Below are 14374 nucleotides of genomic sequence, written 5' to 3'. Positions count from 1 at the left end.
GAAACATGAATGATCTTTCCCATCCGATTCGCGGCAGCATTGCCGCGCTCGTGACGCCGATGCACGACGACGGCAGCCTCGATCTTCCGGCACTGCGTGCGCTTGTCGACTGGCACGTCGCAAGCGGCACGGTCGCACTCGTTGCGGTTGGTACCACCGGCGAATCGCCGACCGTCTCTGTCGATGAGCATCTGCGCGTGATCGAAGCGTGTGTCGAGCGCACGGCCGGCCGCATCCCGGTGATCGCGGGCAGCGGCGCCAACTCGACAGCCGAGGCGATCGAGTTGACCGTGCGTGCAAAAGCGCTTGGCGCGAGCGCGTCGCTGCAAGTGGTGCCGTACTACAACAAACCAACGCAGGAAGGCCTGTACAGGCATTTCGCGAGCATTGCCGAGGCTGTCGATCTTCCCGTGATCCTGTACAACGTGCCGGGTCGGACCGGGGCCGATCTCGGCAACGAAACCGTGCTGCGGCTTGCGCGCGTGCCGGGTGTTGCCGGCATCAAGGACGCGACGGGCGACCTGGAGCGCGGGATGCGCCTGCTGCACGCGGCACCGCCCGGCTTCGCGGTCTACAGCGGCGATGACGTGACCGCGCCGTTACTGATGTTGATGGGCGGCAGCGGCAACATTTCGGTGACGGCCAACGTGATGCCGCGCGCGATGGCCGCGCTGTGCGATGCGGCGCTTGCCGGAGACGCGGCCACGGTGCGCGTGATACAGCTTGAGTTGATCGGGCTGCATCACGCGTTGTTTGTGGAAGCGAATCCGATCCCGGTGAAATGGCTGCTCGCGCGAATGGGCAAGATCCGTGGCGGCATCCGGCTGCCCTTGACGCAGCACGACGAACGCTTTCATTCGACGCTGGCGGATGCATTGGATCGGGCGGAAACCGCATGCGAGGCGATTCTGGTGAGAGAAGGGCGGTTGAAGGAAAGGAGGCCCGGACAGTGAGCGACGTCACGGTACTCGATGGCGGTATGGGGCGCGAACTGGTGCGGATCGGCGCGCCTTTCAGGCAGCCCGAATGGTCCGCACTCGCGCTGATGGAAGCGCCGCACTACGTTGGCCTTGCGCACGATGCGTTCATCGCGGCGGGGGCTGACGTCATCACCGCGAACAGCTATGCGATCGTACCGTTCCATATCGGCGAAGACCGGTTTCACCGCGATGGCATCAGGCTCGCGGCGCTCGCCGGTAAACTCGCGAAGCAGTCGGTTGGCCGGGCGCCCAGGACGGTACGGGTTGCAGGTTCGCTGCCACCGACCGGTGGGTCGTACCGGCCGGACCTGTTCGACGCGTCGCGCGCCGATGTGATTCTTGCGGCACTCGTCAACGGACTCGAACCGTATGTCGACCTGTGGCTGGCCGAGACACAGAGCTTGACAGACGAGATCGGCGCGGTTCGGCGCGCACTCGGCACGAACCCGAAACCGTTGTGGGTGTCATTCACGTTGCGCGATGAGATCGACGACAGTGCGCGGCCTGTACTGCGGTCGGGACAGACGCTCGATCAGGCGATCGATGCTGCGTTGTCCGCGCGGGCGTCCGCCTTGCTGTTCAACTGCAGCCAGCCCGAGGTGATGAGCGCGGCGGTGAAAACTGTCCGGGGCATTCTCGAGTGCGCTGGCGTCACGCTGCCAATCGGCGTTTATGCAAACGCGTTTCCGCCGCAACGCGATGACGCGGAGGCAAACGCGGAACTGCACGAGTTGCGTCGCGATCTCGACCCACCCGGCTATATGAAGTGGGCAGAGCAATGGATCGCGTTAGGCGCGCAGATCGTCGGCGGGTGTTGCGGGATCGGTCCCGATCACATCGCGGCGTTGCGCGGCGCGGTCGATGCACGCAACGTCGGTCAACCCTGGTCTGCGTAATGAAGATCGACGGTATCGACCAGAAGATCATTGATGCGTTGTGCGCCGACGCTCGGATACCGCTTGCAGTGCTGGCCGATCGGATCGGCCTGTCGAGACAGGCGGTCCGTCACCGCATCGACCGGCTCGAAGCGTTGAATATCATTGCGGGATATACGGTGCGACTAGCGTTACCCGACGACGTGACGCCAGTGCGCGCCGTGATGCTCGTCTACCGGAAAGATCGGATGCGGGGCGCGGACGTGCTCGCCGCGCTGGAGCGAATCGCCGAGGTGCGCGATTGCGCGGTGTTGAGTGGCGAGGTGGATCTGCTCGTACAGATCGAGGCCGCATCTCATGAGCGTATCAGCGAAATCTGGGCGACAATCAGCGCAATGGACGGCGTGCAGAACATGACGACCTGTTTCGTGCTCGACTCGGTTATACATAAGCGTTAGGTGAAGAGATGGGCCGGCTGCGCATCGCTCCAGGAAATCGACTATAACGAGCGACGTAGTCTGCCGAGCGGACATAGCCACGTCGTGATCGTCCTCGAAGATGAAGAAGTAACCCTCCAGGTCATCGTCAACTCTTGGTTCCGAATGTTAGGAGGAAGAAGAGGGATCACGGACGTTACGTCTACGCCTGAACGCGACGACGTTTGTGGGCCAACATTTGACATGATACCAACTATCGATGTTAGTTAGGATAGCGATATATAATTTATCTTCTGCCAAAGGCATGAAAAAAGGATTATTTAAAGTTAGACAATGCGCTGCTTGCTGCGCCTTTTCCGCGGGGACTGGCGGTCCGGGCGTATTGCGCGTTTCCGGGCCGGTAGCCGTGGACGCCACCATCGAGGCTGGCGGCATCGACTTCGAGGGGACACGTCACCTGGGTCTTTTTCGTCGACGTAATGACGTTCGCAGGACACGACGAGCAGTTCGCGCGTGAAACGGCCGAGTGATAGCGCTGCAGAAGCGCGGCGTTGCCGTGATCCTCCAACGTACGGAGGCAGCGGCCGAGAGCGGCGCATTGACGGAACAGAAGGCTCGTGAGACCTATCGCGCGACAGTGCGAGTGCGGAAACCACGTACTGCGGACTCAGAATCGTAGCAAGTCTTCCCGGAACGAAGCGCCGCCAACAAGTGGCACGTTTCTTTTATGTGCACTTTCGGCATCATGCTCTCTCAACTCGAAACGCATCGCGGGTTCAGCGACAGGAGCGAGATGTAGGTCACACTGTTCGACCTCTTAGACTGAACCAAACTCGGCCAGCGGTTCGCGGACGAACCCTTAGCGATCGATCCTAGGATCAATCGCATAGTCTTCCATGGCGATTGTCAGTGCTTCGTGCAACGACTCGACATAAGTAAAGTCGACAACTTTTTGTATATCTGCGGGCGCCAACCGTCACCCGATAAGACAACAGCATGAGGGTTTGCGGAGCTACGTAGGTCGACCACCGGATCTGACATGTACAGCCAATGTACTGCAGACCGGACCGCGCAGATGCCGTCTCGGGTGAACTTCGATCTGGCCGCGATAACCCGCGCCTTATCACGGTCATATCCGTCTAACGGATTGAAATGCCTTGGATATTTTAAGCATTTCGCCGTTCGGAACGCTCCCATAGCAGCCATCCATCATGATGACAGGTATAGCCGAATCGGGTCGACTTCACCGATAGCCGTGTACGAGGATTCGGCCAGGCGTGATCTCGCTCGCTCACTTCCGTGCAGTTCGCGTACGCGGCGCGCGCGCCGGCTTTGCCTTGGCATCGATGTCCTTCAGGTTGAAGCGTTGTTCATCGATCCGCTGACCGCTAACGTGGTCAATCTCAATCTCTTGGACGACACCGCTCTTGGAAGTGAGATGCAGGCGCAGTATGTTCGGCTGGTCGGCCTCAGCCCCCTTCATGTAGACCTCAATGCGCTCGAAGGTATCCACCATAAGCTGGCGCGCCTTCATACGCGCATCATAATCGAGCATCCGCACGTCCTCCATCAGCGCCGCCCATGCCTCTGCGGTCGACCGTTTGCCGCGCTGGTCGACCGCGATCTCGCGTTCGAGTGTCGTTACGCGCTCCCGCTGCTGGCGCTGCTGTTCCTCCAGCGTTTCCGCAGCCTTGACGAGTGTGATGACGCTCCCGCTGCCGCTTTCTATCGCCTGCTGCACCTCTGCCAGCCGTGACTCGAGTTTTGCAAGCTCGGCCTGCTGTTTTGTGAGCGCAGCGATGCGCGCGTCGGGTTTGCCTTTGGTGGCCAGTAGCCGGTCAAGGTTCATCTGGTCCGAGCAGTACATCATGATGGCGTGCTCGACAGGCACCGCCGAACAGGACTCGCCACCCTTGCACCTCACCGCGAGCCGATAGTAGCTACCGCAACGCAGGCGTCGCGCGCCGAGCCGATAAGTGCCGTCCGCGAGCCGGTTCTCTTCTTTCAACTGGCTATGGCTGACCATCAGTTGCTGGCAATGTCCGCACCACAGCAAGCGCAGCCCCGTCACGATACCGGGCAATACGCTTTTTACCTTGCGCGAGCTGCGCTTCGAAACGACGTGCTGCAACTCCTCGAACTTCTCTGCCGAGATCAGCGCTGCGTCACCGTAGTAGCCTTCCAGCACGAAAGGCTGGCCTCTGGCAGTGACCACCTTGTCGCCCATGAGCGCGCGACTGGAAACCAGGCGGCTCACGCGGTTCGTCGGGAAGCGCCCACCGAACTCGTATCCTTCATCGCGCATGACGCGTGTAAGCGCCATCGCTCCATAACCTTCGCAGTAGAGCTCGATCATGCGGCGGATGGGACCGGCCTTGTCCGGTATCAGGTCGAAGCGCTTCTCGTCGTAATTGAATGTCACCCACTCGGGATCGGTGTTCGGCCCACCGATCAGCCCCTTCATCGTGTCATGGCGCACACCGCTTTGCCACTGCATGCACTTCGTGACATAGGCATCCTGTATTAGGCTGCTCTTGCGTTTGCTTTCGTTGTGCGCTCGGGACATGTCGATGACCACCTCCAGCAGCGCAAAGTCGTTCTGCGCGATGATCTCGGGCGTCCATTCCTTGCCATTCGTCGAGGTGACCACCCGCACGCCAGCGTTAATGATCTCGCTCAGTTGCGCGAAGGCCTGCATCGGGGTCTGCCGCGAGAAGCGGTCCCACGCCTCGACGATAAGTGTCGAGCCGGGCCGCACGCTGCTGTCCCTGATCTTGTCCATGAAGCGTCCGAGCGCGCCGTTCGAGAGGTGATCGCCTTTGAAGGCGCTCCGACCTTTGTCGAACATCTTGAGGGTGGTATCGAGAGGAAGGTTATGACGCGAGGCCCACTTGGCGGCATAGTCATCTTGCCGCTGCTTGCTGGTGCCTGCTGCCTGACGTGCTGAACTGAACCGGATATACGAAAAGACGGGGCCGCTATAGACGATGGGTTCGTCCTTCCGGCTTGCCCGTTTTGTGCGCGAGGTAGCCATGCGCACCTCCTGCTGTCTTGCTAAAGAAAGCGTAATTATACAATGGGACGTCATGCTTGCTGGCGACATACAGTGACGCGCCCGCCGCGCCGCGCGCGCCCATCGTCGACGATAGGTTGACGATGCTGCCACTGCGTTGCGCCGACATCGCGCGCAACTCGTGCTTCATCGCGAGCAAGGTGCCGAGCACGTTCGCGTCGAACACGGCTGTGTAGCGCGCGGCAGTTTGTTCGATGACGGGCGCGGATTCACCTTCCGTGCCGGCCGCATTCACGGCGATATCGATCCTGCCGAAGCGCGCGACCGTGCGCTCAACGAGCGCCTGCACGTCGTCTTCGACACGTACGTCGGCCTCGATGAACGCCGCCTCTGCGCCGAGCGAGCGAAGCGTATCGGCGAGCGCTCGCCCTTCGTCTGCACGCCGGCCTGAAATCATGACGCGGGCTTTCGAGCGCGCGAAGGCAAGAGCCGTCGCGCGGCCGATGCCGCTCAATGCGCCGGTGACGAGCACCACAGTCTGTTCGTTCATGCAGGCTCCTTACGCATGCTCTTCGATCGAATCGACGCGGTGGGTGTAGAACGCGAGATGATCGCGGATGGGCTCGACGGCCGGATAGGGCGACTCATATGTCCAGATCGCATTGAGCGCGCGCTCGCCGCCTGACGGGATCGAGAAGTACGCGGCATCGCCCTTGTACGGGCAATATGTCGAATGGTCGGTGCGTTCGAGCAGTGCCATGCGGACATCTTTTCTCGGGATGTAGAGCACGGGCGGATAGTGCGCTTCACTCAAGGTCAGCGCATCGCGCGTGTCGGCGACAATCTGGCCCGCGACCGTCACCACCACGCGCGACGTATTGCGTTCGATCGTGATGGGGTGATCGCTGCCCGGAACCTTCACGGGTTTGGCCGTGTTCACGCTGTTGCTGTTGGACATGCTGTGACTCCTCGAATCAAACGGTTTCATCTGTCGGCGCATCGGTGCGCGCAGCATCGTGGGCGGGAAAGTCGGTGTACGCGCGTTCGTCGCCGCCCCAGAACGCGTCGCGCTGATACGGTGTCAAGGGCAGATTGCGACGCAAGCGCTCGGGCAAATCCGGGTTCGACGAAAACCAGCGGCCGAACGCAACGAGATCGGCATCGCCGCGTTGGAGGATCTGCTCCGCACCGTCGCGATCGAAACCGCCGGCGGCGATGATCGGGCCGTCGAACACCTTGCGCAGGAACGACGACGCGACGGGCGGCTGGCCCTCGTCGAGCGTTTCCGTGCCCATCACACGCGGTTCGATCACATGCAGATACGCAAGGCCATATCCGTTCAGACGTGCTGCGAAATGGCCGAACGTCGCTTCGGGGTCGCTGTCGGATATCGCGCCCCAGCGGCCGCTCGGGGACACGCGCACCCCGACACGATCCGCGCCCCACACGGACGCGAACGCATCCACTAGCTCCAGCGAAAAACGCGCGCGCTTTTCGATCGTGCCGCCGTACGCGTCGATGCGTTTGTTCGTGCCGTCCTGCAAAAAGGTGTCGGCGAGATAGCCGTTCGCGTTGTGCAGTTCGACCCCATCGAAACCCGCGGCCTTCGCACGTTCCGCTGCGCGCCGGAACGACTCGACGACGGCCGGAATCTCGTCGATTTCCAGCGCCCGATGCGGCGAGTTGGGAACCCAGCCGTTCTGTGTGAATACGGTCGTTTCGTACGGCACGACGGACGGTGCAATGGGCGGGTTGCCCCAGCTCAAATCGACATGCGACTGGCGTCCGTCATGTGCGATCTGCATGAAGATATGCGCGCCTTTTGCGTGGACGGCGTCGGTGATCGTTTTCCACGCGTCGACATGCTCATCTGTGTAGATGCCGGGTGCACCGAGGTAGCCACGGCTGTCGTACGAAGGGTGCGCGCTCTCCGTGATGAGCAGGCCGCCTTGCGACGCGCGCTGCCGGTAGTACTCGACCATCATTGCGCTCGGTCCGTCGTCGGAATCGGAGCGCAGGCGCGTCATCGGTGCGTGAACGACACGATGTGACAGTTGCAGTCGTCCTACCTTCGTGGGTGAAAACAATCTAGAGTTCTTGTTAATCATTTTGGATGCCTTATCGATGGGTGTGGAGCGATGGCGTTGCCACTATCGGGCGACGATTAAAGCTTTGATCCGCCGTCGACGCGTAACGTATCGCCTGTGATCCAGCTCGCCCTGTCGGAAGCAAGAAAAGTCACGGCGCCGGCGATATCGTCGGGCTGCGCGATGCGCTTCAGGGCCTGCAGGTTCAGCGCGTAGTCGCGGCCTCCGGCCGTTGTCACGAAGCTCGACATGTCGGTTGCGACGACACCGGGCGCAACCGCATTCACGCGCGCGCCGCGCTCGCCGAGCACCAAAGCGAAGTGGCGCACGAGCGTATCGACTGCGCCTTTGGTCGCTGCATACGCGGTCAGATCGCCAACCGATGCGCGCGCTGCCAGCGAGGAAAGCAGCACGACGCTGCTGCCTTTGCACAGCATCGGCAGTAGCTGCTGGACGAGGAAGTAGGGCGCGCGCACATTGACAGCAAAGAGGTCGTCGAAGCTTTCGACAGTCGTCTCTTCGATGCTCGCAGCGCTGGCAATGCCCGCATTCGAGACGAGCACATCCAGCCGTCCGCCGACGACGGCGCGCACACGTCGGGCGAGCGTGTGCGCGCCGTCGGCGATGCGCAGGTTGGCGGCAATTTTCTGCGCATGGCCACCGCTCCCGATGATGTCGGCGACGACGGAATCGGCCGCCGCTTCGTTGCTGCTGTAGTGCACGAGCACCTGCGCGCCGGCGCGGCCGAGCGCAAGAGCGATAGCGCGGCCGATGCCGCGCGATGCGCCCGTGACAAGCGCGGTTTTTCCTGCGAGGTCATTCATGGCGAAGCTCCGTCTGGTTGATCGGCGGGCCATTCAGCGATAACACGCGGGTATGGCTTCGAATCTGTGCTGTCGGCTTCCGCGTTGCGCGATGGGACTGCTGGCAGCTAATCTAGCCTTCGCTTGCGTAAAGGAAAAAGACTTTGTAGGCTTGTTGGCATGCCTGTGAGGCATGGCCCTGAGGCGGCGGGAACAAATGGGGCCAACAAATGGGGCCAACAAATGGGACCAGCAAATGGGACCAGTAAACGGGGCAAAACCGGAGAAAGCATGGAGCTACGCCATCTGCGCTATTTCGTCGCCGTCGCCGAAACGGGCAGTCTCACCGTCGCGGCAGAGCAGCGGCTGTACACGTCGCAACCTTCGCTTAGCCGGCAGATCCGCGACCTCGAAGATGAAGTCCGCGCAGAACTGTTCAGCCGCAGCGCGCGTGGGGTCGAATTGACGGCGTCCGGCAAGGCCTTTCTCGACCATGCGCGGCTTGCGCTCGCGCAGGTCGACGCCGCGATCGAGGCCGCGCGCCGCGCTGCGCATCCCGCTAAGCAGGTCTTCGCGCTCGGCTTTCTGACAGGCCAGGAGATGACGTGGCTTCCGCGGGCAATGCAGGTGTTGCGCGACGAGTTGCCGAACATCGACGTCACGGTGTCAAGCGGTTACTCGCCCGATCTCGCCGACGCGGTGGCGCGCGGCAAACTCGATCTCGCATTCGTGCGCACGGAGCCGGGGCTGGACCTCGACTATCGCATCGTCTATCGCGAGAAACTCGTCGTGCTGATGCCGAGCGATCATCGGCTGACGGCAAAAGCAGCGATCAATCCGTCAGACCTTCGAGGCGAGACATTTGTCATGGCGTCGAATAAGGCGCGCGTGCTGCACGATGTGGTCGCGCGTTATCTGCGTGAGAACGGACTCGATCTGAAGCCCGAGCATGGTGTCGACAATCTCGCGATGGCGATGTCGCTCGTCGCGTCGACGCGCGGGCTGTCGCTGATGCCCGAGTACGCGAACAACCTGCTGCCCTGGTCGGTGGTGAGCCGGCCGCTGGAAGGCGAGGCGCCGACTGTCGATCTCGCGATCGGCTACAGTCGTTCGAATGCATCGCCGGTATTGAAGATGTTTCTGTCGAGAGCGGATGAACTGATTGCTGCCAACTGAGTGAGGGAGAATCGCGATGGACCGCCGCGCGGCGATCGAAATCGTTATCCGCGTCGTCGATACCGGTTCGTTTTCGGCGGCTGCGCAAGAGCAGAGCAAGTTTTATTTCTGTCGCACCTGGTGCGATGTCGCTGCTGCGAAGCAGGTAACGTCGACTGCTACACGCACTAGAACCGATGCCGCAAGCCGACAGTGGCCTCGACCTGATTGGTCGTGGAAGACGGCGCGGTGACGCCGTTGATCCACGCGACGCCCAATGGCGAAGTGCCGCTCGGGCTCACACGTTGCCAGGCACTCTGAATGTAGACATCGGTGCGTCGCGAGAATTGGTAGTCGGCCATCGCACTGAGCTGATTCCAATGGGGAAGGCCGCCTCCACCATTTCCGCCTGCGCGCGAGTAGGTGTACGCGCCGGAGAGTTCGATGACAGGCGTCAGCGCATAGCGAATGTTTCCTTCGAAGTTCTGAAACGTTCCGCTCAGCCCGGACTGGAAGAACTGCGAGAGCTTGGTGTGCGAGTACACGAACCCGGCAACAGCCGGACCGAAGGTGTAGTTCACGCCGGCGCCGAAGGTTTTCTGGCTGCTGGCCAGCACGCCTAGAGGCACACCCGTCGGAGCGAGCGCGCCTTGCAGGGACGCGCCGGTCGTATCGGTGACGGCGCCATTCGTATTCAACTCCGCCGGCGTGCGCGCCGAACTGCTGAGCCCGAGATAGCCAACGCCGAAATTCAGGCCACCCCACACGTAGGACATGCCGAAGCTATACGCGCGATTGTTCGAGAAGCCACCCGCCTGATTGGAAAAGCCGTACAGCGCGCCGACCTTGAGGCCGCCGAAATTCGGGCTCAGGTACTTCACGGAGTTGTTGATCTGAAACGAATCGTTCAGGTTGTCATTGTCCAATGGATGCGCGAAATGCGTGCCGCCGAACTCCGTGCCCGTCAATGAAAGCGGCGCGACGAAATCGACCATGCTGTCGGTCTGGCGGCCCAGTGTGAGCGCGCCGTAATCGCGGCTCGACAAACCGACATAAGCCTGGCGATTGAAGATCCGGTTGTTCGACGAATACTGGCCGTTGTTCAGGTTGAAGCCGCTTTCCAGTGTGTAGACGGCCTTCAGTCCGGCACCCAGATCTTCAGCTCCGCGCAGACCCCAGCGGCTGTACTGGACGGCACCGCTCGTCATCTGCCAGTTGCTGTGTCCGCTGCCCGTTCCGGTGATCTGGTTGTTGGTGTAGGTCAGACCCGCGTCGATCAACCCGTAAAGGGTGATGCTGCTTTGCGCATGCGCTACGCCGGCCAGCGTGATCATCGTTGTCGCACCGCTTATAAGCAACTTGTTCATTTGTGCGCTCCGGCTCGAGACCGAGAGAAAGGATTCTCTTGCAACGCTTTGAACAACGACGTGAATGCCGCGACGACGCGGCAACCTGCAAATGATCGTCACGAGATCACGCGACGCTCTCTCTACACTCTATGTGATCGCGGGCAGAACCGCCAGATTGCTGCGTGCGGTGCGACACGGATATGGGTCATGCCGTTGACGATGGCGAATCATTCTTCAGAGGCTTCACGCATCACGTTGGGCAAGCTCGCTGCGCGACTGGCAAGCGCACAAAAGAAGATTCGGAAGGGCCGATGCGCTGCGCGTCAGCAGCGGCTTCGGAACGAAGCGGGCCGCTGACGCAAACTACCGTTCATGTCGAACGCGAAGGCACGCATGAATGCCTAGCTGCCGAAGTAGATGTTGCAGTAGCTGACAGGACCCACGCACGAATCGGCACCCGTGCTGCGCTTGTGGAACAGGCCGCCTCCTTGCGAGGTGCCCGAAGCGGTGCCGCCATATGACGATGCCGCGTTGTCGCCGGCTTGAGACGCTTGTGCAACCGGGCCGCGCTGCGAAGCCGGGGCGCCTGCTTCAGGGCTATAGTACGGAGCCGGACCGAAGCCGCTTGCGAACACGGGAGCGGAAACGAATGCGGTAGCGGCAAGAAGGGCAGCGGCGACGAGCCTGGTTTTCATGACAGTTCTCCAAAGACAGATCAGGGATCGAAAGTTCGTTGAACAGCAGTGCGTCAACGTTGATGCCAAGTCTAGTCAGCGGAGTTCTGGAGAATAAGGCGTCCGGCAGGAAGGCTTACTTGCTGGATTCGTGCGTAATCGGCGAAATGGAGAGAGGGTGCCGCGCGTGGATGTACTGAGGCGTGTCGAACTAAACGGGCTTTGTCTGTGGGTGAGTGCCAGCGATGCTCGCGGCACCCACCCACCAACTTTCAGGCGCTTACCGCCTGATTGAACGGCTGCGCGTCGGCTCGGCGCTCAGCGGAGAATTCCGCGCGACGCTCAAGCGATGCCTTGCGCTTTTCTTCGGCGTTCGCGATGAAGTCGAACAGTTCGCGTTCCATGACCGAATCTTTCGCGCCCGGCTTCCATGCCGCCGCACCGTGCCGGCGCCGCGTGGCGCGGGCCAGCGCCAACGCGGAGGTGGCTAGTTTCGCGCATTCGTATTCGACGCGGCTACACAGATCCAGCGGCTCACCGAGTTCGCGGAATGCCTCGAGGTATTCGCGGGCGGCGTGCACCATGGCGGGGTACTCGCGCAGTTCGGAAATGACCTTCCGGTTCAGGACGGGCCACGAGAGCCGGTCCGGATAGGCAAAAGCAGGAATGGACACGCCCTCGATGGCTTCGAGGCTCATGGGGCCGACAGGTTTCGCAGCGGCCCACGCAGCCTTGTGCATCATGGTCCGGCAGGTGCGCGCGTAGCTTTCCAGCGCGAGTGCGAGATCCAGCGCGGTGTCGCGTCGCTGGCGCCTGCGGTCCCTGGCGTCGCGCGCCGAGATCCAGGCGAGGGTGATGACCGAGCCGACCGCTCCCGACGCGAGCGCCAGCGTGATCGGCGTGTTCAAGCTGATTCGTTGGAGATATTGAAGCGATTCCTGCCACATACAGTGCGCCTCGGAGAAAGAGGTGCACAGAGTATAAGCAATCGTTTGCGGCATGATCAGAGAAAAAATGCGGTGTGTGTTTTCGCCACAATCAAGTGGATCGGGCCGCGCATATCTTGACAGACTCGGCTAAAAGCGGGCGGACGTCAGCCGTCGGCAGGTGACGCCCGCATTCTTCTATCGACGGCGTGCGCGCCGCGCGTTGTCCATCAGACGTCAGGATTGCCTGCGATGAATCCGGTGAAGGCGCCGTACGGCTGAGTCAGCACGGCGCCGTCGATCATCAGGCCGTATGTCGCGTCGCCGCTATCGAGCACGTAGTACATCACCGACTGCACGTTCTTCGTCTTTCTGGCCTTGAAGTAGTTGGCAAACTGCGTGCTGATGTAGGTCGCGCGATACGCCTGGGTGCTTTCCGGCCCCGTATTCCACTCGGTAATCAGGAACGGCACGCCGTAACGGGCCTTGCAATACGTCGGCAGATCGAAGCCGGGGCCTGCGCCGTCGGTGCCGATGTTGAAGATGTCGCCGTAGACTTCGTAGTTGTGCCACGTCGTCATGTCCCAGCGCACCTTCGGGTAGCCACCGCTGCCGTCCGGCTGCATGCCGTCCCACAGCGCATCGGCTGCGCCGATATCGGCCACGCAGAAATTGATGCCGCACTTCGCGGCCGGCTGTACCGACTTCACACCGTCGATCATTCCGCGCATCACGCCGCGCATGATCGGCCAGTTCGTGTTGCTGAAATCCACGGCCTTGGTGCCGGCATTGGTGGAGTCGAGGATGATGTCGTTCTCGCGCGTCAACTCGTTGCCGCACTCGTACATCGTCACGCCATACGGAGCGAGCGCCGTCGCGACGGCTGCCGCACAGGCGCGTCCGCGGTTGTACGCAACCGATTCGTTCGCGAGCAGCACGCGATTGTTGTCGTAGATGCCCTGGTTGACGAGCACGAACAACGTCAGTCCCGCGGATTGGAACGCACGCGCGAGGTTCGCGACGGCATTCAGTTGCGTTGGATCGTCGGTGCAGCCAACACGGTATGTCGAGCAGCCTGCGCTCTTCAGGATCGACACGACCTGAGCGGGCGTGTAGCGATAGTCGTAGTGTCCGTTGACGCCGTAGAACGTGCCCGCCGTCGCGGCCGTGACGATACGCGGATCGTTGCACGGCAGCCAGCTGGTGCTGACGTCGCTCAGCACATAGAACTGGCTGCTCGTACCGCGATGCCAGATCTTGCCGCCGTACCACAGCAGCAGCGTAACGTTGTAGGTGTTGCCGACCGTCTTGTTGTTGCGATAGATGACACCGTTGACAACCGTCCAGACGGCGCCGGCCTTGTCGATGATGTACGACGCGGACGGAATCGTCGTGCCGTCCGCGGACGTGCCGCCAAGCCGCGGATCGTTGCACGCGATCCACGTTGTTCCATTCCATCCATAGAACTGGCCGCCCGAGCCCTGATGGTAGACGCCGCCCCCAAACCACAGGATCAGCGAGACGTTGTAGTTGTTGCCGGCCTTCACGCCGTCCTTGTAGACCGAGCCGCCCGTCAGGGTCCAGACGGAGCCCTGATAGTCGATGATCGAAGCGGCGGGTGGAACGGTCGTGCCGTTCGCTGATGCGTTAGCGGCCGCCATGCTCATGGCCTTGGCGACGGCGCCGCCGTCGGAGCCGCCGCCCCCGCAACCCGTTAGAACATAGCTGCCGCCGAGCGCGGTCAGGCAGCCGAGAAAATGACGTCGATTAATCACGAGAATGTCCGCCGCCGGAAGTTCCGGCGAAAAGTGTCAGGTGGTCATTGCCGAGTCGCGTCGCGACGAACGGGGAATCCTTGTGTGATTCGGGATCCTTAATAATTCTCCGTGGGTGCGAATCGATCTGCCCGCGACTGCGGAGTGCCACCCGGGCGCCGCAATGCGTTATCGAAATACGCTCAGAACACGGACTTCGACTGCTCTCGCCGATTCACGAGGGCGCAAGAGTCGAATCGGTAACTTATTCCCGATCGTCTTTGTTCTGATGTAATTGATACCTGGCTGTCGGCACAAAAC

At 61.5% G+C, this 14374-nt stretch carries 12 protein-coding genes and 1 pseudogene; 4 read left to right on the top strand and 9 right to left on the bottom strand.

Annotated features, from left to right (window positions below; genetic code table 11):
* Nucleotides 1–5: 5 nt before the first annotated feature.
* From dapA to G3N95_RS23895, 3 genes are read left to right on the top strand one after another with little or no spacing between them, the layout of a single operon-like run.
* Nucleotides 6–953 (top strand): 4-hydroxy-tetrahydrodipicolinate synthase, encoded by a 948-nt coding sequence (gene dapA, locus G3N95_RS23905; RefSeq protein WP_205972546.1) that lies wholly within the window; start codon nucleotides 6–8, stop codon nucleotides 951–953.
* Entirely contained in the window at nucleotides 950–1876 is a 927-nt protein-coding gene (locus G3N95_RS23900; protein WP_205972545.1) for a homocysteine S-methyltransferase family protein, read from the top strand. Before dapA ends, G3N95_RS23900 begins: the two co-directional genes overlap by 4 nt.
* On the top strand, nucleotides 1876–2313 hold the full coding sequence (locus G3N95_RS23895; protein WP_205972544.1) for an Lrp/AsnC family transcriptional regulator: 438 nt from the start codon (nucleotides 1876–1878) through the stop codon (nucleotides 2311–2313). Before G3N95_RS23900 ends, G3N95_RS23895 begins: the two co-directional genes overlap by 1 nt.
* Nucleotides 2314–3583: 1270 nt before the next feature.
* Here G3N95_RS23895 and G3N95_RS23890 read toward each other — a convergent pair.
* From G3N95_RS23890 to G3N95_RS23870, 5 genes and pseudogenes are all read right to left on the bottom strand, one after another.
* A complete protein-coding gene (locus G3N95_RS23890; RefSeq protein ID WP_205972543.1) occupies nucleotides 3584–5326 on the bottom strand; it encodes a recombinase family protein in 1743 nt (580 codons plus the stop codon).
* Between the two features lie 46 nt (nucleotides 5327–5372).
* A pseudogene (locus tag G3N95_RS23885) lies at nucleotides 5373–5855 on the bottom strand (SDR family NAD(P)-dependent oxidoreductase); the annotation flags it as partial.
* A 9-nt stretch (nucleotides 5856–5864) separates the two neighbouring features.
* Nucleotides 5865–6263, bottom strand: coding sequence for a DUF427 domain-containing protein (locus G3N95_RS23880; RefSeq protein WP_205972541.1), 399 nt, complete (start codon nucleotides 6261–6263; stop codon nucleotides 5865–5867).
* A 16-nt stretch (nucleotides 6264–6279) separates the two neighbouring features.
* Complete coding sequence (locus G3N95_RS23875) at nucleotides 6280–7413, bottom strand: alkene reductase (RefSeq protein ID WP_205972540.1); 1134 nt, start codon at nucleotides 7411–7413, stop codon at nucleotides 6280–6282.
* Nucleotides 7414–7469: 56 nt separating this feature from the next.
* Nucleotides 7470–8216, bottom strand: coding sequence for an SDR family oxidoreductase (locus G3N95_RS23870; protein WP_205972539.1), 747 nt, complete (start codon nucleotides 8214–8216; stop codon nucleotides 7470–7472).
* A gap of 270 nt (nucleotides 8217–8486) precedes the next feature.
* Between G3N95_RS23870 and G3N95_RS23865 the strand changes: the two genes are divergently transcribed.
* Nucleotides 8487–9371: a LysR family transcriptional regulator gene (locus G3N95_RS23865; protein ID WP_205972538.1), complete on the top strand. Its 885-nt coding sequence runs from the start codon at nucleotides 8487–8489 to the stop codon at nucleotides 9369–9371.
* Nucleotides 9372–9538: 167 nt separating this feature from the next.
* Here the strand turns inward: G3N95_RS23865 and G3N95_RS23860 are convergent, their stop codons facing one another.
* The 4 genes from G3N95_RS23860 to G3N95_RS23845 all read right to left on the bottom strand — a co-directional run bounded on the left by G3N95_RS23860 (nucleotide 9539) and on the right by G3N95_RS23845 (nucleotide 14074).
* Nucleotides 9539–10717 carry a porin gene (locus tag G3N95_RS23860; RefSeq protein ID WP_205972537.1) on the bottom strand — a complete coding sequence of 393 codons (1179 nt, stop codon included), beginning with the start codon at nucleotides 10715–10717 and terminating at the stop codon, nucleotides 9539–9541.
* A 383-nt stretch (nucleotides 10718–11100) separates the two neighbouring features.
* Nucleotides 11101–11394 carry a hypothetical protein gene (locus tag G3N95_RS23855; protein ID WP_205972536.1) on the bottom strand — a complete coding sequence of 98 codons (294 nt, stop codon included), beginning with the start codon at nucleotides 11392–11394 and terminating at the stop codon, nucleotides 11101–11103.
* Between the two features lie 251 nt (nucleotides 11395–11645).
* On the bottom strand, nucleotides 11646–12281 hold the full coding sequence (locus tag G3N95_RS23850) for a hypothetical protein (protein ID WP_241018860.1): 636 nt from the start codon (nucleotides 12279–12281) through the stop codon (nucleotides 11646–11648).
* A 248-nt stretch (nucleotides 12282–12529) separates the two neighbouring features.
* On the bottom strand, nucleotides 12530–14074 hold the full coding sequence (locus G3N95_RS23845; RefSeq protein ID WP_205972534.1) for a hypothetical protein: 1545 nt from the start codon (nucleotides 14072–14074) through the stop codon (nucleotides 12530–12532).
* Nucleotides 14075–14374 lie beyond the last annotated feature (300 nt).

It is taken from the genome of Paraburkholderia sp. Tr-20389 (assembly GCF_017104565.1).
Taxonomy (GTDB): Bacteria; Pseudomonadota; Gammaproteobacteria; order Burkholderiales; family Burkholderiaceae; genus Paraburkholderia.
This window is presented reverse-complemented; position numbering and strand designations above follow the sequence as displayed.